This window comes from Mitsuaria sp. WAJ17 (assembly GCF_014174515.1).
GTDB lineage: Bacteria > Pseudomonadota > Gammaproteobacteria > Burkholderiales > Burkholderiaceae_C > Roseateles_B.
On record NZ_JACJUG010000007.1, the window covers coordinates 155,719 to 173,544 of the forward strand.

General features: G+C 69.3%; 13 protein-coding genes. 4 read left to right on the plus strand and 9 right to left on the minus strand.

Annotation, left to right across the window (positions count from 1 at the left end):
- Window positions 1–26 precede the first annotated feature (26 nt).
- Both H5407_RS07820 and uvrA read right to left on the minus strand, forming a co-directional pair.
- Window positions 27–902 carry a Sir2 family NAD-dependent protein deacetylase gene (locus tag H5407_RS07820; protein WP_310737630.1) on the minus strand — a complete coding sequence of 292 codons (876 nt, stop codon included), beginning with the start codon at window positions 900–902 and terminating at the stop codon, window positions 27–29.
- Window positions 895–6,537 carry an excinuclease ABC subunit UvrA gene (gene uvrA / locus H5407_RS07825; protein WP_183103880.1) on the minus strand — a complete coding sequence of 1,881 codons (5,643 nt, stop codon included), beginning with the start codon at window positions 6,535–6,537 and terminating at the stop codon, window positions 895–897. The genes H5407_RS07820 and uvrA overlap by 8 nt, the downstream gene beginning before the upstream one ends.
- A gap of 473 nt (window positions 6,538–7,010) precedes the next feature.
- On the opposite strand from uvrA, the gene H5407_RS07830 reads away from it, so the two are divergent.
- Together H5407_RS07830 and H5407_RS07835 are read left to right on the plus strand one after the other, a co-directional pair.
- On the plus strand, window positions 7,011–7,394 hold the full coding sequence (locus tag H5407_RS07830) for a response regulator (RefSeq protein WP_183103881.1): 384 nt from the start codon (window positions 7,011–7,013) through the stop codon (window positions 7,392–7,394).
- A 67-nt stretch (window positions 7,395–7,461) separates the two neighbouring features.
- Window positions 7,462–8,115 carry a hypothetical protein gene (locus tag H5407_RS07835; RefSeq protein WP_183103882.1) on the plus strand — a complete coding sequence of 218 codons (654 nt, stop codon included), beginning with the start codon at window positions 7,462–7,464 and terminating at the stop codon, window positions 8,113–8,115.
- 3 nt (window positions 8,116–8,118) lie between these two features.
- On the opposite strand, the gene H5407_RS07840 is transcribed toward H5407_RS07835, so the two are convergent.
- The 6 genes from H5407_RS07840 to H5407_RS07865 form a co-directional block, all read right to left on the minus strand.
- Window positions 8,119–8,973 carry an alpha/beta fold hydrolase gene (locus tag H5407_RS07840; RefSeq protein ID WP_183103883.1) on the minus strand — a complete coding sequence of 285 codons (855 nt, stop codon included), beginning with the start codon at window positions 8,971–8,973 and terminating at the stop codon, window positions 8,119–8,121.
- Complete coding sequence (locus tag H5407_RS07845) at window positions 8,970–10,073, minus strand: branched-chain amino acid ABC transporter permease (RefSeq protein WP_183103884.1); 1,104 nt, start codon at window positions 10,071–10,073, stop codon at window positions 8,970–8,972. Before H5407_RS07845 ends, H5407_RS07840 begins: the two co-directional genes overlap by 4 nt.
- A 124-nt stretch (window positions 10,074–10,197) precedes the next feature.
- Window positions 10,198–11,133, minus strand: coding sequence for a branched-chain amino acid ABC transporter permease (locus H5407_RS07850; RefSeq protein ID WP_404935606.1), 936 nt, complete (start codon window positions 11,131–11,133; stop codon window positions 10,198–10,200).
- A gap of 106 nt (window positions 11,134–11,239) precedes the next feature.
- A complete protein-coding gene (locus H5407_RS07855; protein ID WP_183103885.1) occupies window positions 11,240–11,986 on the minus strand; it encodes an ABC transporter ATP-binding protein in 747 nt (248 codons plus the stop codon).
- Window positions 11,983–12,762, minus strand: coding sequence for an ABC transporter ATP-binding protein (locus tag H5407_RS07860; RefSeq protein WP_183103886.1), 780 nt, complete (start codon window positions 12,760–12,762; stop codon window positions 11,983–11,985). Before H5407_RS07860 ends, H5407_RS07855 begins: the two co-directional genes overlap by 4 nt.
- Window positions 12,763–12,936: 174 nt before the next feature.
- Window positions 12,937–14,133 (minus strand): substrate-binding domain-containing protein, encoded by a 1,197-nt coding sequence (locus tag H5407_RS07865; RefSeq protein ID WP_183103887.1) that lies wholly within the window; start codon window positions 14,131–14,133, stop codon window positions 12,937–12,939.
- Between the two features lie 327 nt (window positions 14,134–14,460).
- On the opposite strand from H5407_RS07865, the gene H5407_RS07870 reads away from it, so the two are divergent.
- Both H5407_RS07870 and H5407_RS07875 read left to right on the plus strand, forming a co-directional pair.
- Window positions 14,461–15,600: a serine hydrolase gene (locus tag H5407_RS07870; RefSeq protein ID WP_183103888.1), complete on the plus strand. Its 1,140-nt coding sequence runs from the start codon at window positions 14,461–14,463 to the stop codon at window positions 15,598–15,600.
- A gap of 50 nt (window positions 15,601–15,650) precedes the next feature.
- Window positions 15,651–16,193, plus strand: coding sequence for a GNAT family N-acetyltransferase (locus tag H5407_RS07875; protein WP_183103889.1), 543 nt, complete (start codon window positions 15,651–15,653; stop codon window positions 16,191–16,193).
- A 6-nt stretch (window positions 16,194–16,199) separates the two neighbouring features.
- Here H5407_RS07875 and H5407_RS07880 read toward each other — a convergent pair whose 3' ends face one another.
- Window positions 16,200–17,696, minus strand: coding sequence for a sigma-54-dependent Fis family transcriptional regulator (locus H5407_RS07880; protein WP_183103890.1), 1,497 nt, complete (start codon window positions 17,694–17,696; stop codon window positions 16,200–16,202).
- Window positions 17,697–17,826 lie beyond the last annotated feature (130 nt).

Genomic DNA, 17,826 nt, shown 5'->3' on the forward strand with positions numbered 1-17,826 from the left:
AAGCGCAGCGCCTCGCTGCCGGCAGTTCAGCAAAGCTGATCGATTCGATCCTGCCGCTCTCCCGTGACGAGGGAGTCGATGGCTCGCAGGCCTTCCAGCGCGCCGCAGGCCAGGCCCACATCCAGCCGGCCCGGCACCTGCCATTCCCGCGGGTTGATGCGCAAGAGCCGTCCTTTCAGCCGCTGCAGCACGTGCTGGCTGAACATCCGCACCGAGGGCACCGCCGTGCCGGCGCCCAGCTCGATCACCAGGGGCCGGCGCGCGGCGGCCAGGTGGGGGGCCACGCGATTCGCCTGCACGCGCTCGCGGGTGTCCATCCAGGCGTCGTCGCCGAACATCAGCACATTGGGCCGTGCCAGCGCGCCGCAGTGCGGGCACAGGGGCCAGGTGTTGCGCAGCTCGCAGCGGGCTTCGTCGATGTCGGGCAGAAAGTCGTCCGCGGACCAGACCGCATCACTGCACGGCCGGCTGCACTGCAGGTGGCGCAGCGAGCCATGGCATTCCCACACCAGGGCCTCATCGACGCCGGACTGCTGGAACTGCCCGTCCACATTGCTGGTGTAGACCACGCCGCCCAGATCGGTCCGCGCCATCCAGCGCTGCAGCAGGGCGAAGCCCTCGTGCGGGACCGTGCGCCGGTACAGCGCCAGGCGATGGCCATAAAAGCCCCAGGCCTGGCGCGGCGCTTCGCTGAAGCGCGCCGGGTTGGCGGCTTCGTAGAAATCGATGCCGCTGCGCGCCAGGGCCGGGTAGGCCTGCCAAAAGCCCTCGCGGCCGCGAAAGTCCGGCAGGCCGGAGTCAACGCCCATGCCGGCCCCAGCGGCAACCACGATCAGGTCCGCCTGCTCGACCAGCTCAGCCGCATGCTGCAGCAGGGCGGCCGGCAGCGAGGCCTCAAGCACGGTGGAGCACCGGCGCCAGCGCCCGGCCCGTGTGGCTGCCCGAAGCCACCACCGCCTCCGGCGTGCCCGCCACCACGACACGGCCGCCGCCGGTGCCGCCCTCGGGGCCCAGGTCCAGGATCCAGTCGGCCTCGGCGATCACGTCGAGGTCATGTTCGATCACCACCACCGAATGCCCGCCCGCCACCAGCCGGTGCAGCACGCGGATCAGCTTCTCCACATCGGCCATGTGCAGGCCCACGGTGGGCTCGTCCAGCACATAGAGCGTGTGCGGCGCCTTCTGGCCTCGCCGCGTGACATCGTCCCGCACCTTGACCAGCTCGCTGACCAGCTTGATGCGCTGCGCCTCGCCACCCGACAGCGTGGGGCTGGGCTGCCCCAGCGTGAGGTAGCCCAGGCCGACGTCCTGAAGCAGCTTCAGCGGGTGGGCAATGGAGGGCATGGCCGCGAAGAACTCGACGGCTTCATCCACCTCCATGGCCAGCACATCGCCGATGCTCTTGCCGCGCCAGCTCACACCCAGGGTTTCCGGGTTGAAGCGCTGGCCGTGGCACTGGTCGCACAGCACCTTCACATCGGGCAGGAAGCTCATCTCGATGGTCTTCATGCCCTGGCCCTCGCAGCCGGGGCAGCGGCCCTCGCCGGTGTTGAAGCTGAAGCGGCCGGCGGCGTAGCCGCGCGCCTTGGCTTCCAGCGTCTCGGCGAAGAGCTTGCGAATGGCGTCCCAGAAGCCGATGTAGGTGGCCGGGCAGGAACGCGGGGTCTTGCCGATGGGGGTCTGGTCAACCTCCAGCACGCGGTCCACCTGCTCATGGCCCTTCACTGACTCGCAACCGATCCAGCGCGAGGGCGACTTGCGCAGAGGCACGGCCATGGCCATATTGGCCAGCAGCACGTCGCGCGCCAGCGTGGACTTGCCCGAGCCCGAGACGCCCGTCACCGCGACCAAGCGCTGCAACGGCACGTCCACCGTCACGCCCTGCAGGTTGTGCAGCGTGGCCCCGTGCACGCTCAGCCTGGGGCCATCGCCCGTCCAGGGCCGGCGCTCCTGCAACGGATGGCGCAGGGGGTGGGCGAGGAAGCGGCCCGTCAGCGAGTCGGCATGCAGCGCCAGCTCGGCCGCCGTGCCCTGGGCGATCACGCGACCGCCGCGCTTGCCGGCGCCCGGGCCGATGTCGATGATGTGGTCGGCGCGGCGGATGGTGTCCTCGTCATGCTCGACCACCACCAGAGTATTGCCCTTGTCGCCCAGCGTGGCCAGGGCATCGAGCAGGATCTGGTTGTCCCGCGGGTGCAGGCCGATGGTGGGCTCGTCCAGCACATAGCAGACGCCCTGCAGATGGCTGCCCAGTTGGGCCGCCAGCCGGATGCGCTGAGCCTCTCCACCCGAGAGCGTGGGCGCCGCGCGCTCCAGGGTGAGGTAGCCCAGGCCCACCTGCTCCAGGAACTCCAGGCGGCCGCGGATCTCGCTGACCACGTCGCGGGCGATCTCGGCATCTCGCCCGCTCAGGGCAAGACCTGACACCCATTCCCGCGCCTGGCTGACGCTCCAGCTCGCCACCGCCGCAATACCCTCGCCCTCGAAGGTGACCGCGCGTGCCGTGGGGTTCAGGCGCGCGCCGTGGCAGTCGGGGCAGGCCTCGTCGGCCAGCCCCTCGACCTCCACCTCGGCGTTGAAACTCTGCTCGCGGCCGCGGTTGTCCTTGTCCTGCTGGGAATCGTCCAGCAGCTTGCGCTGCTCCTTGCTGAGCGCCAGGCCCGTGCCCACGCAGCTGCTGCACCAGCCGTGCTTGGAGTTGTAGCTGAACAGGCGCGGGTCCAGCTCGGGGTAGCTCTCGCCGCAGGTGGGGCAGGCACGCTTGGTGGAGAAGACCCGCACCGCGCCCAGGCCGGCCGTGGACGCGCCGCTCTTCAATGCGCGCTCCAGCCCGTCCAGCGGGCTCAGCACGTGCAGCACGCCCTTGCCATGGTCCAGGGCCTTGAGCAGCAGCTCGCGCAGCGTCGCCTCGTTCTCCGGCGCGACGACGAGGTCGCCCACCGGCAGCTCCAGCGTGTGCTCCTTGAAGCGGTCCAGCTTGGGCCAGGGCGCCGTGGGCAGGAACTCGCCATCGACGCGCAAATGGCTGTGGCCGCGGCCCTTGGCCCATTTGGCGAGGTCGGTGTAAAGGCCCTTGCGATTCATCACCAGGGGCGCGAGCAGCCCGATGTGCCGGCCGCGGTAGTCGCGCATCAGCTGGGCGAGGATGGACTCCAGGCTCTGCGGCTTGACCGGCGTGCCATCGTGCCGGCAGTGCTGCACGCCCAGCTTCACGTAGAGCAGGCGCAGGAAGTGCCAGACCTCGGTGGTCGTGGCCACCGTGCTCTTGCGGCCGCCGCGCGAGAGGCGCTGCTCGATGGCCACGGTGGGCGGGATGCCCCACACCGCATCGACCTCCGGCCGCCCCGCCGGCTGCACGATGGAGCGGGCATAGGCGTTGAGCGATTCGAGATAGCGGCGCTGGCCCTCGTTGAAGAGGATGTCGAAGGCCAGGGTGGACTTGCCCGAGCCCGAGACGCCGGTGATGACGTTGAACTTGCCGCGCGGGATGGCCACATCGACCGACTTCAGGTTGTGCTCGCGTGCATTGACGATGCGGATGGCTTCCTCCGCCTGCGCGCGGCGGGCACGCACCACGCTTTGCAGCGGGCGGCCCTCCTCCACCTTGGCCGCCGGGCGGTCCATGTGAAGGGCGTACTCGCGCAGGGCCTCGGCCGTGTGGGAGGTGGGATGCTCGCGCACGTCCTCCGGCGTGCCCTGGCAGACGAGCAGGCCGCCGTCCTCGCCTCCCTCGGGGCCGAGGTCGATCAGCCAGTCGGCCGCGCGGATCACGTCGAGGTTGTGCTCGATCAGGATCAGCGAATGCCCCGCGCTCAGCAGCTTGCGCATGGCGCGCATGAGCTTGGCGATGTCGTCGAAGTGCAAACCGGTGGTGGGCTCGTCGAAGAGGAAGAGCGTGCCCTTCTTGGCGAGCGCCTGGCGGCTCTTGCTGGCGCTGGTGGCCGCCTCGGCCAGGAAGCCGGCCAGCTTCAGGCGCTGGGCCTCGCCGCCGGACAGCGTAGGCACGGGCTGGCCCAGGCGCACGTACTCGAGGCCCACGTCGAGGATGGGCTGCAGCTTGAGCAGCACCTCGCGGTCGTAGCGGAAGAGATGCACGGCTTCGCTGACGGTCAGCTCCAGCACCTCGGAGACCGAGAGCTCGCGCTCGTCCCGGATGATCTTCACGTCGAGGATCTCGGCGCGGAAGCGTCGGCCGTCGCAGTCCGGGCAGCGCAGATAGACGTCGGAGAGGAACTGCATCTCCACATGCTCGAAGCCCGAGCCGCCGCAGGTGGGGCAGCGGCCGTCGCCCGCGTTGAAGCTGAACATGCCCGGGCCGTAGCTGCGTTCCTGCGCCATGGGCGTGGCGGCGAAGAGCTTGCGGATCTCGTCGAAGGCGCCCACATAGCTGGCCGGATTGGAGCGCGCGGTCTTGCCAATGGGAGACTGGTCCACGAAGACCGCGCCGGACAGCCAGTCCGCGCCCAGCAGGCGGTCGTGCGCGCCGGGAGCCTCGGTGGCCTGGCCGAAGTGGCGCGCCAGGGCCGGGTAGAGCACGTCCTGCATCAACGTGCTCTTGCCCGATCCCGAGACGCCGGTGACCACCACCATGCGCTGCAGCGGGAACTCCACGCTGACGTTCCTGAGGTTGTGCTCGCGCGCGCCTTCGAGGATGAGCCGCGGCGTCGAGGCATCGACCAGGCGCTTCAGCCCCATGCCCACCTGCTTGCGCGCGCCCAGGTAGGCGCCGGTGAGCGTGTCCGCCGTGCGGATGGCCTCGGGCGTGCCATCAAAGACGATGCTGCCGCCCTTCTCGCCGGGGCCGGGGCCCATGTCGATGAGGCGGTCGGCGGCCAGCATGACGGCTGGGTCGTGCTCAACCACCACCAGCGTGTTGCCCGCGTCGCGCAGGCGGTGCATGGCCTGCACGATGCGGTTCATGTCCCGCGGGTGCAGGCCGATGCTGGGCTCGTCCAGCACGAACAGCGTGTTGACCAGGGAGGTGCCCAGGGCCGTGGTGAGGTTGATGCGCTGCACCTCGCCGCCGGAGAGCGTGCGGCTCTGGCGGTCCAGGGTGAGGTAGCCCAGGCCCACGTCGCAGAGGTACTTGAGCCGATTGCGGATCTCCTCCAGCAGCAGCTTCAGCGCCTCGTCCAGCATCGTGGAGGGCAGCTGCAGCTCGTCCATGAAGCGGCGCAGGCGGTGCATGGGCAGCTGCATCAGGTCATGCAGGTGCAGGCCCGGCAGGGACTCCAGCTGCGCGCGGCTCCAGGCCGTGCCGCTGGGCAGGAAGCGCTGCTCGCGCGGCAGGGCGGCGTCGGCCAGGACGGCCGAGCCCACGCGCCACAGCAGGGCCTCGGTCTTGAGGCGCGCGCCGCGGCAGTCCGGGCATTCGGTGTAGCTGCGGTACTTGGACAAGAGCACGCGGATGTGCATCTTGTAGGCCTTGCTCTCCAGGTACTCGAAGAAGCGGTGCACGCCGTACCACTGCTGGTTCCACTTGCCCTTCCAGTTGGGCGAGCCGTTGATGACCCAGTCCTTCTGCGCAGGCGTCAGCTGGCTCCAGGCGGTGTCGCGCGGGATGCCGGCATCGCCCGCATGGCGCATGAGGTCGTCCTGGCACTCGGCCCAGGCCGGCGTCTGCAAGGGCTTGATGGCGCCAGCGCGCAGGGTTTTCTTGTCGTCGGGGATCACGAGGCCCAGGTCCACGCCGATCACGCGACCGAAGCCGCGGCAAGTCTCGCAGGCCCCCATGGCCGAGTTGAAGGAGAACAGCGCCGGCTGCGGGTCCTGGTAGCGCAGGTCGCTGTCAGGGCAGTGCAGGCCGGTGGAGTAGCGCCAGATCTCCGGCGCCTGTTCCTCGCTGCCGCCCGCGTAGACATTGAGGCGGCCGCTGCCGCGCTTGAGGGCCAGCTCGATGGCCTCCATGGCGCGCTGGGTGTCCACCCTCTGCATGCGGAAGCGGTCGGCGACCACATCCAGAACCTTTCGCTCACCGGCCTCCCGCTCCGCCTGGATCCGCGTGAAGCCGCTGGCCGCCAGCCACTGCTGCACCTGCTCGGCACTCGTGTTGGCGGGCAGCTCGACCGGGAAGGTCAGCACCAGCCGCGGATCATCGGCCAGGGTGCGCGCCTTGAGCTCCGCGAAGATGGTCTGCGCCGTGTCATGGCGCACCGGCTGCGCGGTCTGGCGGTCGTAGAGCTGCGAGGCACGGGCGAACAGCAGCTTGAGGTGGTCGTTCAGCTCCGTCATCGTGCCAACCGTGGAACGCGAGGTGCGCACCGGGTTGGTCTGGTCGATGGCGATGGCCGGCGGCACACCCTCCACCTTGTCCACCGCCGGCCGGTCCATGCGGTCCAGGAACTGGCGCGCATAGGCTGAGAACGTTTCCACGTAACGGCGCTGGCCCTCGGCATACAGGGTGTCGAAGACCAGGCTGGACTTGCCCGAGCCGCTGGGGCCCGTGACCACCGTCAACTCATGGGTGGCGATGTCCAGATCGAGGTTCTTGAGGTTGTGCTGGCGGGCACCGCGAATCTTGATATGACCGTCGGACATCTTGGCGGGTCTCTGGCTGAAGGAGGCGGTCATTCTAGGGAGCGCGATGACAAGAATCTGTCAGCAGGCGCCGAAGGCCCTGATGGGGCATCCGGCAGCGGGCCGCGGGAGCAATGGATTGCGATGCATCAAGACCTGGCACCACCCCGGAGGGCTCAAAGTCGCAAATGACACCGCCAACCATTGCGCCGCCGCGAATCCGGGTGCAACATCACGCCCCGAACGAGCCGCAAATCAAGAATGCGGGTTGACCCGAGGGTCGTTCACCTGCTGGCGCGGGGATGTCCATCCTGCCCTCAGGGAGGTGCCGACGCGCTGGACGGCACACGGAAGTCAGGCTCCAGAGGCAGGGCATCCGCCGAGCACAGCGCGAGGCAAGTGAGTCTAGGCCAACAGCAGGTGGGCACTTCATCATGATGACAACGGGCACGAACAGTCTTTCCAGAGGCGCCATCGGTGCAGAGTCCTCGCACGTGCAGGTACTGCTAGTCGAGGACAACCCCATCAACCAGGTCGTGGCCCTGGAATTCCTGTCCCTCATGGGCCTGCGCAGCCGCCTGGCCAGCAACGGCCTGGAGGCCGTGGACGCCTGCATGCAGGCCGCCCCCGACCTGGTGCTGATGGACATCCAGATGCCCGGCATGGACGGCCTGGAATGCGCCCGCCGCCTGCGCGAGCTGCAGGCCCGTGCCGAGCTGCCGCACTTCCCCATCCTGGCCCTGACCGCCCATGCGCTGGAGAGCGACGTGAAGGCCAGCCTGGCCGCAGGCATGGACGAGCACCTCACCAAGCCCCTGGACTTCACCGCCCTGCGCGGCCGCCTGGACCACTGGCTGGGCCGCCTGCCCGCGCAATAGGCGTTTCGTCGCGATCGCGCGCCAGCCCTCCATCGGCTCGCCATAATCGCGGCCAAGGAGAGAGGCCGTGATCGAGATTCCCAAGCTGAGCAAGCCCGCGGGCGAGGACAAGGCGCCGCGCTGGTTCCATGTGGCCGTAGCCCTGAGCATGCTGCTGAGCGCCGGCGCCGCGCTGGTGTCGGCGCTCAAGACCAGCGCCACCATGCAGGCCCTGGTCGAGCAGAACGCGCGCCTGGTGAAGGCGGGCTCCACGCCCATCCTCCAGTACTACGCCGCCAACATCAACGCGAGCGACAAGTCCGAACTCCAGCTCGCCGTGGAGAACGTCGGCACCGGCCCGGCCCGCGTGGTCTGGCTGGAGATGCGCTATGACGGCAAGCTGCTCAGGAGCAGCCATGCCCTGCCTGCCGAGGTGGCGCGCACCCAGCAGCTGAGCGTGCCCAAGGACGCGCACGTCTACACCCGCAGCGGCTCCATTGCCGGCGATGTGCTGACGCCAGGCCGACGCCAGATGCTGTTCAGCTGGCGCGGAGAGGACGTGCAGGACAAGCAGGTGGAAGCCCTGTACAAGGCGGTGGATCGTGAGCGCGGCAGGATGAGCGTTGCAGGCTGCTACTGCTCGGTCTTCGACGAATGCTGGGAAACCGACTTCGGGCCCGACCTCCCCAAGCCCGTGCAGCGCTGCGAGCGCGAGGGCCATGTGAGCGTCAACGGCGGCTGAGCCTCAGCTGCCCTCCAGGAATCGCCGCACCAGCTCCATCTGCGCCGGCACGTTGAGCGCGGGCGCATGGCCGCAGCCCGGGATGCTGGCCACCGCCGCGCAGGGGCCGCGCACCCGCATGGCCTCGGCGGTCTCCGCCAGCAGCAGGTCGGAGTCCTCGCCGCGCAGGCACAGCACGGGCAGGCTGAGGCTGTCCCATTCGCTCCAGCGCTCGTAGTCATCGGGCCGGGTGACGAACTGGCGCACCATGGCCGGGTCGTAGTGCGGCGTCACGCGGCCGTCGGGCAGGCGGCGCATGGAGGTCTCGGTCAGCAGTCGCCATTGAGCGTCGCTGAGCCAGCCGTAGGGCTTGTAGATCTGGCGGAAGTACTGCTCCAGTTCGCTGATGGTGTCGAAGGCCTGCGGGTTGCCGGCATAGGCGCGGATGCGCGCGATGGCCGGCGCGGCCAGCGAGGGACCGATGTCGTTGAGCACCAGGCGCACGATGCGGCCGCGCAGCGTGGTCGCCGCGGCCAGCGTCCCGATGGCGCCGCCCATGGAGGTGCCCACCCAGTGGAAGCGCGGCAGCTGCAACTGGTCCACGAGCGCGGTGGCCAGCTGCACGTAGAAGTCCAGGCAGTACTCGCGGTCGGGGTCGGGGCTCCACTGGGAGAGGCCGCGGCCGATGGTGTCGGGGCAGATCACGCGGTAGCTGCCGCTGAGAAAGTCCGCCAGCGCATCCATGTCCCGCCCTGTGCGGGCCAGGCCGTGCCAGGCGATCACCACCGGCGCGTCGGCCGGGCCCCAGTCGGTGTAGTGGATCTCGCGGCCGGCGCAGCGCAGGTAGTGGGAGGCGAATCCCTGGAAGGTGAAGCTCATGCCTGTTCCTTGCTCAGGGCCGCCAGCGCGCGGCGCGCGGCGCGCAGCCGCAGGCCACCGACGATGCCGGCCGGAAAGTGATAGACCGCCAGCACGAAGAGCAGGCCCAGCCACAGCAGCCAGCGGTCCGGCGAGATCAGCGCGGCCAGCAGGGGCACGCCCTCCACCGCCGAGGCGCCCAGGCGCATCAGGTCCTGCAGATAGGCCTGCGCACCCATGAAGAGCACGCTGCCCACCACCGCGCCGTAGAGGCTGCCCATGCCGCCGATCACGCAGATCAGCAGCACGTCCAGCATCAGCTCCATCGACAGCGACGTGTCCGGCCCGTTGTAGCGCAGCCAGACGGCCAGCATGGCGCCGGCCAAGGTCGCGAAGAGGGCTGCCAGCACATTGGCGCAGACGCGGTAGACCACGGTCCGGTAGCCGATGGCCTCGGCGCGGAAATCGTTCTCTCGGATGGCCTGCAGCACGCGGCCGAAGGGCGAGTTGACGATGCGCAGCATCAGCAGGGTCAGCGCCATCGTGCACATGCACAGCAGGTAGTAGGCCGCGAAACGCCCGTCGATGCTGGCCCCCAGGAAGGGCTCCTCCAGGAACTCCGTGCCCGGCTGCAGCAGCTCTGGCACCTGGAAGCTGAGCCCGTCCTCGCCGCCGGTGAACTCGGACAGCTGCGAGGCCAGGCCCAGGAAGGCCGAGGCCACGGCCATGGTGATCATGGCAAAGAAGAGCGCCTTCACCCGCAGCGAGAACAGCCCGATCAGCAGAGACAGCACGAGGCTCAGGCCCAGGGCCGTGCCCACGCCCGCGGCCAACGCCGGCCAGCCCGGCCCCATCTGGTTGCTGGCGATGGCCACGCCATAGGCCCCAATGCCGAAGAACATGGTGTGGGCGAAGCTCACGATGCCCGTATAGCCCAGCAGCAGGTCGTAGCTGGCCACCAGCACGATGAACACGAGGATCTTGGCCGCCACGTTCAGCGCCTTGATGCCGGGGAAGAGGAAGGGCGTCAGCAGCAGGCCCAGCACGCAGGCCGCCAGCAGCACGGCCAGCAGGCGGCTGCGCGGCAGGTCATGGGAAAGCAGCGCGTGAATGAGGCTCATGCCTGTACTCCGAGTCGATCATCTGCACGGCGCCAACGCAACCATGCGGAGTCCGTGGATCCGGCTTTGCCGGGCCATCGGGCTCGCCCCCTTGAGGGGGCGCGCGAAGCGCGTAGGGGGTGGGTCATCGTGCCCCCACGGGATAGAGACCCTGGGGCCGCCACATCAGGACGGCCACCATGAGCCCGATGTTGGAGAACAGCGCCGCCTTCGGGAACAGGAAGCCGCAGTAGTTGGCCATCAGCCCCACCGCCAGCGCGCCCACGAAGCAGCCCAGGGTGGAGCCCAGGCCGCCGATGATGATGACGATGAAGATGAGCGTGTTGACCTGCGCCCCGATCTGAGGCGTGACGCCCTGCTGGTACAGCCCCCACATCACCCCGCCCAGACCGGCGAGGGCCGATCCCGCGACGAAGACCGCCACGAAGAGCCGGCGGATGCGGTAGCCCAGGCTCTCCACCATCTCGCGGTCCTGCACGCCGGCTCGGATCAGCAGGCCGAGCTTGGTCCGGTTGAGCACCCACAGTAGGCTCGCGAAGACCACCAGGCCCAGCACCACGGCCAGCAGGCGGAACTTCTCGATGGCCACGTCACCCATCAGCAGCGAGCCGCGCAGGCCCTCGGGCACGGGCAGGGGCACCAGCTGCGCGCCCCACAGCAGCTTGATGCATTCCTCGCCGATGATCATGCCGCCCATGGTGATGAGGATCTGCTTGAGGTGCATGCCGTACACCGGCCGCACCAGCACCCGCTCGAAGACCAGGCCCACCGCGCCGGCCACCGCCATGCCGGCCAGGCAGGCCAGGCCCACGGCCACGAGGTTGGCGGCCAGGCTGCTGCCCTCGCCCGTCCAGGCGCTCATGCCGCCCATCACCGTGGTGGCCATGAAGGCGCCCAGGGCGATGAACACGCCGTGGCCGAAGTTCAGCACGTCCATCAGGCCGAAGACCAGGGTCAGGCCCGAGGCGATGATGAAGATGATCAGGCCCATGGCCAGGCCGGCCAGGGTCAGGGTGGCCCAGCTGGAGGCGCTGCCCATCAGCGGCAGGGCCAGGGCCATCAGGCCCAGCAGCAGCGCCAGCGGCTGCCAGTCCAGGCTCAGACGCAGGCCGGCCGCGCGGGCGGGCACGCCGGAAGTCGTCATGGGGATGCTCATGAGCCCCTCCTCATTGATGCGCCGCCAGCGACAGCCCCAGCAGCCGCTGCTGCAGGGCCTCGTCGGCGGCCAGGTCGGCCATGCGGCCGGCGTGCACCACGCGGCCGTCGTCCATCACCGCCACGCTGTCGCCCAGCTGGCGGGCCATGTGGAAGTTCTGCTCCACCAGCAGCACGGTGGTGCGACTGCGCTTGAGCTCCTTCAGGGACTCGATCAGGTTCTGCACGATGGCCGGGGCCAGGCCCTTGGAGGGCTCGTCGATCAGCAGCAGGCGGCGCGGCTCGATCAGGGCACGGGCGATGGCCAGCATCTGCTTCTGCCCGCCCGAGAGCTTGCCCGCCGGGTAGTGCCAGAACTTCTTCAGCGCCGGGAAAAGGCCGAAGAGCCAGTCCAGGCGCTCGGCGTCCAGCTGCTCGATGCGGCGGGCCTCGCGGGCCGCCAGCAGCAGGTTCTCCGCCACGCTGAGTGCGCCGAAGATGCCCATGTTCTCGGGCACGTAGGCGATGCTGTGGCGGGCAATCTCCGGCGTGGCCAACTGTGCGCCGGGGCCGCCTATGGCCTGCCCGTCCAGCAAGACCTGACCCTGGCTCGCCTGCCACAGGCCCATGATGCTGCGCAGCGTGGTGGTCTTGCCGGCGCCGTTGCGGCCCAGCAGCAGGGTCAGCTCGCCCTCGGGCACGACCAGGTCCACGCCATGCAGGATGTGGTACGCGCCGATGTGGGTCTGCACCCCGCGCAGTTCGAGCAGGGGTTTCATGCCACGACCTCCTCGGGGCCATCCGTCACCACATCCGCAGCCACCCCCAGGTAGGCCTCCTGCACCACCGGCAGGGCCATGACCTCCGCCGGCTTTCCGTCAGCCACCAGGGCGCCCTGGTGCAGCACGATCACCCGGTCTGCCAGCTCGCGCACCACGTCCATCTTGTGCTCCACCAGCAGGATGGTGTGCCGCCCTTCCCGCTTGAGCTCGCGGATCAGGTCCAGCACCACCGGCACCTCGTCCACGCTCATGCCGGCCGTTGGCTCATCGAACATGTAGACCTTGGGCTGCAGCGCCATCAGCACCGCCACCTCCAGCTTGCGCTGGTCCCCGTGCGGCAGGCTGGCGGCCAGGGCACCCGACTTGGACGAGAGCCGCACCCGCTCCAGCAGCGCCATCGACTCCTCGATCAGCGCCTTGTGATTCACCCACACCGAGAGCATCTTCAGCCCCAGGCCCTGGCGCGCCTGCACCGCCAGCCGCACGTTCTCCAGCACCGGCAGGTGCGGGAAAAGCTGCGTCAGCTGAAAGGCCCTCCCCAGCCCCTCGCGCGTGCGCAGCGGCGCCGACAGCGCGCTCAGGTCCTCGCCATCGAGCAAGACCTGACCCTCACTTGCCGGCAGCTGCCCAGAGATCAGGTTGAAGTAGGTCGTCTTGCCCGCCCCGTTCGGCCCCACGATGGCCGTCAGCGAGCCCGGCGCGAACGCGCAGGAGACGTGATCGACGGCCACATGCCCGCCGAACCGTATCGTCAAATTCCGAGTTTCAAGCACAGCAGTTCCAGAAAGAAACGAAGTAGCACCATCCCAGCTTCCAGAGCCCGAGGCGTAGCGAGCGGACGCTGGACTAGGCGCGGGGGGTCCCAAAGACCGGAGCGACCTTGGGGGTCGTGAGGATCTTTGGGAGGACCCGCAACGACGGCCAGCGTTCGCGCAGTAGCCGAGCGATTAGCGGTGGTTGCGGATGGGGACGGCCATCTCTTCCGGCTTGATCTCCCGCACCAGCTCCGGCACGCCCCACTCGAACGCCTTGTCCACCTTGATCCTGAAGTGGTACATGGACTGCATCGCCTGGTGGTCTTCCGGCCGGAAGGTCATGCGCCCCTTGGCCGTCTCGAAGCTCATGCCTTCCATGGCCTTGATCAGCTTGTTCGTGCCGGTGTCACCGCCCGTCTTCTTGAGGGCCTCGACGAGGGCGATGCCCGCCGTCATGCCGCCCGCGGTGAAGAAGTCCGGCGGCGACTTGAACTGCTTGTAGTGGTTGGACACCAGCCATTCGTTGACCGGGTTCTTGGGCATGCCGAAGTAGTAGTAGCTGGCGCCCTCCATGCCCGGGAACTGCTTGTAGGCCACCATGGCGGGCAGGATGTTGCCGCCGGTGGCGATCTCGATGCCGTAGCGCTTGAGGTCCAGGTCCGCGATCTTGAACGGGTTGCCGCCGCCGGCCCAGATGATGAAGATCACCTTGCGGCCGGGCTGGTCCTTGAGCTTGTCGATCAGGCGCTGGGCGCCGGCGGTGAAGTCCGTGGTGTTGGTGGGCAGGTATTCCTCGTGCACCAGCTTGGCCTTCTTGATCGCATCCTTGAAGGCCTTCACGCCGTCGCGACCGAAGGCGTAGTCCTGGGCCAGGGTGGCGATCACGGTGCCGGGCTTGTCCAGGGCGACGGCATTGGCGATGGCGTCCTGCGAGCTGTTGCGGCCGGTGCGGAAGATGTACTTGTTCCACTTCTCGCCGGTGATGGCATCGGCCACGGCCGGCTCCACCAGCAGGATCTTCTTGTACTCCTCAGCCACCGGCAGCAGGGCCAGGGCCACGCCGCTGGACGAGGGACCCACGGCGATGTCGGCCTTGTCGTCGCCATAGGCGGCGGCCAGCAGGCTCTTGCCCACGTCGGGCTTGCCCTGGTCGTCCTTCTCGATGACCACCAGCTTCTTCCCGTTGACCGTCATGGTGCCGCCGGTGGCGTAGTCCAGGCCCATCATCAGGCCGGTCTGCGTCTGCTTGCCGTAGGCCTCCAGCGGGCCGGTCTTGGAGTAGACGTGGGCGATGCGGATCTCGTTGCCGGCGGCCTGCGCAGGCAGGGCCAGCAGGGCACAGGCGCCGACGAGGGCCAGGCCCGCCGAGCGGCGGTGAATGAGGGACATGACAGGTCTCCTGTTGTGATGCGGGCCGGGGTCTGCGCCCGGACCTGGCGATCATGGTGCAAGGGTCGTGCCTGCGGCAGCCCTGTCGGCGCCGCAGGCCGCCCAAACTGGCGTAAACCCCGAGCGAAGCCCGCCTGCCCGGCAAGACCCTGCCCCGTACGATCGCGCGGCCAGCCCCGGCTGAGCCCCCGCAAGGCGGGCCCGGAGCGCCAGGCCACCCCCGGCCATGCCCGGATCCTGGACAGGGCTGTTCAAATTTCAAACACGACGTCAGCCCTGTCTGCCCTGCAGACAGCCGGCGCCGGACCGGGAGGATGGATGATGAGCATGGCACTGCAACGACGCCAGTTCCTGCGCCGGAGCCTGGCTGCGAGCCTGGGCTGCGGCCTGACGCTGGGCTGCGCCCGCGCCGGTGCGACGGTGCGCGGCGAGGCGGCCCCGGCCCGGGTGGACCGCTACGCCCGTCAATACCTGCAGGACCAGCAGATGCCCGGCCTGGCCCTGGCCCTGTTGCAGGACGGCGAGCCCCTCTACGCCCGCGGCCTGGGCCGGACCAGCGTCGCGCAGCAGCATCCCGTCACACAGGACACCCGCTTCGACATCTGCTCCCTCTCCAAGCCCCTGCTGTGCTGCGCCGCGCAGCTGATGGTGGAGGATGGGCAGCTGCGCTTGAACCAACGCCTGGCCGATCTCATCGAGGACCTGCCTGAGAGCTGGCAGGCCATCACCCTTCAGCAGCTGATGCAGCACACCGCCGGCCTGCCCAAGAACGTCGATTTCAGCGATCCCGAGGTGCAGGCCCTGTTTCCCCGCACCTATGGTGAGGCCGCGTGGCTGCCCATCGTCAGGCGTCAGCCCTTGCTGAGCCCGCCAGGCCAGCGCTGCCATTACAGCAACACAGGCTACAACCTGCTGGCCTGCGCCATCGGCCGACTGGCCGGCCGCCCCTACGAGCAGGTGCTCGCGCAAAGGCTGTTCGAGCCGCTGGGCATGAAGAGCGCCCGCTTGATGCCGCCCACCCCCGGCTATGCGGGCATGGCAGCTCCCCACCAGCGCCGCCCGGGCGGCGTCATCGATATCAGTGCAGAGCAGCCACCGGGTGTGCGCAGCTGGATGGCGGCCGGCTGCGGCGGCATCGAGATGAGCCTGCGGGACATGATCCAGTGGGAGCGTGCCTTGCACGGCCGGGGTGCGTTCAAGGCCTACCGGCGGGTGTTCGAGAAGCTCTGGGCCCAGGGCGTGCCCACCGAGCAAGGCCACGCCTACGGCCTGGGCTGGAACTTCCAGCGCGACCCGGCCGGCCGGCTGCAGGTCTGGCACGAGGGCCAGAGCGAAGGCTTCTCGGCCCGCTTCGAGCGCTTCCCCGAGCAGGGCCGGGCCCTCATCGTCATGGGCAATCTGGGCGACTTCAAGCCCGACGAACTGGCCCGCGCCGTCCGGGACATGGCGTGGAAGCCCGACGCATGATCAGCCCCATGCCCTTTGGCCTCGCCGTCTGGCTTCACTAGAGTCGCCCCATGAGCATCCTCGACACCCCACGACTTCGCCTGGAACCCATGGTCCCCGCCCACCGTCTGGGCCTGAACCGCCTTAACAGCGACCCAGTGGTGCAGCGCTACCTCAATGGCCGCCCCGAGACCCAGGAGGAGACCGACGCCGTCATCGAGCGCGTGCAGGCCCGCTGGGCCGAGCACGGCTTCTCCTGGTGGAGCTTCATCGAGCAAGAGAGCGGCGAGCTCGTCGGCGCCGGCTGCATCCAGCACCTGGGCCGCATCGTGGGCGAGCCGCTGGAGATCGGCTGGCGGCTGCGCCAGGACCGCTGGGGACGCGGCCTGGCCAGCGAGGCCGCCCACGCCATGGGCGACTTCGCCTTCCGCACCCAGCCCATCGAGCTGCTCGTGTCCGTCTGCCACCCGGACAACGAGAACTCCTGGCGCGTGATGGAGCGGCTGGGCATGCGGGACGTGGGGCTGAGCCGCGCCTACGACATGGACATGCGCCGCTACGAGATCAGCCGCGTCGAGTGGGAAGCGCGCGCCACCGCACGGCCGGCGCGCTGAGGCTCCTCAAGCATCCCCGAGCATCGGCAGCTTGTCGTACAGCGACGCACGGGACATGCGCAGCAGCTTGGCGGCCGCCAGCTTGTTCCCGCCGGTCGCGCGAAGGGCGGCGCGCAGGGCCGCGCGCTCCAGTTCGGCGATCTGCTCGGCCAGGGGGCGCAGCAGGCGCGGATCGTCGGGGCGGGACTCGGCCAGCAGCGCAGCCACCGGGCGATCGCCTGCCGGGGCGGCCATGCCGTGGGTCGCAGCCCCGGCCACATGCTTGAGATAGGGCGCCAGCTGCGCGGACTGCAGCAGCATCTCGTCGCCCATCAGGCAGGCCTGCTCCAGCACATTGCGCAGCTCTCGAATGTTGCCGGGCCAGTCCTGCCGCATCAGCAGCTCCAGGGCATCGGGTGCCAGGCTGCGCGAGGCCATGCCGGCGCGCCGGACGATGTCCTCCAGCAGGGCCTCGGCCAGGGCCTCGATGTCGTCCAGGCGCTCGCGCAGGGGCGGCACGCGCAGGGGCAGTACGTTGAGACGGTAGAAGAGGTCCGCACGGAACTCGCCACGCGCCACCATGGCCGGCAGGTCGCGGCTGGTGGCGGCGATCACGCGCACATCGACGCGAATCACGGTATTGCTGCCCAGAGGCTCCAGTTCCTGCTCCTGCAGCACGCGCAGCAGCTTGCTCTGCAGTGGGAGGGGCATGTCGCCGATCTCGTCCAGGAACAGGGTGCCGCCGTCGGCCAGCTTGAACTTGCCCTCGCGGCCCTTGCGATCGGCACCGGTGTAGGCGCCCGGCGCCACGCCGAAGAACTCGGCCTCCAGCAGGGTCTCGGGCACGGCGGCGATGTTGAGGCTCACCAGCGGCCTGGCGGCGCGCGGCGAGGCCGTGTGGATGGCGTGGGCCAGCAGCTCCTTGCCGGTGCCGGTCTCGCCCAGCAGCAGCACGGTGGCGTCTGACAAGGCCGCGCGGCGCGCCTGGCGCTTGATCTCCAGGGCGGGCGCGCTGCTGCCCACGAAGCTGGCGATGCTGTACTTGGGCCGGCGGTTCTTCACCTGCTCGGCGGCCAGCTGGCGGCGGGTGTCGTCCAGCTCCTGCTGCAGGCGGCTGAACTTGGCGATCAGCGGCTGCATGGTGGTCTCGGGATGGTCAAGCAGGACCATGCCCACCGCGCCGATCACCTCGCCGGCCTCGTTCCGCAGTGGCAGACGGCTGACCAGGAAGGTACCGGCCTTGTTGGTCAGCAGATCCACCAGCATGGGCTGCCCCTGGTCCACCACCTGGGCCATGAGGGTGTTGGGGACCACCTCCTCGACGCGGCGGCCCACGAACTCGGCCTCGTCGCCGAAGCCCAGAGCCGGCAGGAAGCGCTTGTAGCCGTCGGAGATCCAGACGATGCGGTGCTGGCGGTCCACCACCATCATGCCCTCCACCGCCTGGGCAAAGACCTCGAACATGGACTGCGCCGCAAGGCGCAGCACGCCGTCGGCGTCTTGGGGCAGGAGGGGCAGGTTCATCGGGCGCGGTACTGCTGCAGCGGGAACAGCGAGGGACTGTAGCGCCGGGGCCGGCGCTTGCACGGCCCGGCGTGCACGGGGTTTACCCGGCAGGGCGGGGGTCGCCGGAGCCGGCTCAAGGCGGGTGTCG

Excerpts from the sequence above, each read along its gene's own strand:
- uvrA (WP_183103880.1), bottom strand. The coding sequence starts at position 6,537 with ATGTCCGACGGTCATATCAAGATTCGCGGTGCCCGCCAGCACAACCTC.
- H5407_RS07840 (WP_183103883.1), bottom strand. The coding sequence starts at position 8,973 with ATGAGCTTCACCTTCCAGGGATTCGCCTCCCACTACCTGCGCTGCGCC.
- H5407_RS07845 (WP_183103884.1), bottom strand. The coding sequence starts at position 10,073 with ATGAGCCTCATTCACGCGCTGCTTTCCCATGACCTGCCGCGCAGCCGC.
- H5407_RS07850 (WP_404935606.1), bottom strand. The coding sequence starts at position 11,133 with ATGGCCCTGGCCCTGCCGCTGATGGGCAGCGCCTCCAGCTGGGCCACC.
- H5407_RS07855 (WP_183103885.1), bottom strand. The coding sequence starts at position 11,986 with ATGAAACCCCTGCTCGAACTGCGCGGGGTGCAGACCCACATCGGCGCG.
- H5407_RS07865 (WP_183103887.1), bottom strand. The coding sequence starts at position 14,133 with ATGTCCCTCATTCACCGCCGCTCGGCGGGCCTGGCCCTCGTCGGCGCC.
- H5407_RS07870 (WP_183103888.1), top strand. The coding sequence starts at position 14,461 with ATGGCACTGCAACGACGCCAGTTCCTGCGCCGGAGCCTGGCTGCGAGC.
- H5407_RS07875 (WP_183103889.1), top strand. The coding sequence starts at position 15,651 with ATGAGCATCCTCGACACCCCACGACTTCGCCTGGAACCCATGGTCCCC.
- H5407_RS07880 (WP_183103890.1), bottom strand. The coding sequence starts at position 17,696 with ATGAACCTGCCCCTCCTGCCCCAAGACGCCGACGGCGTGCTGCGCCTT.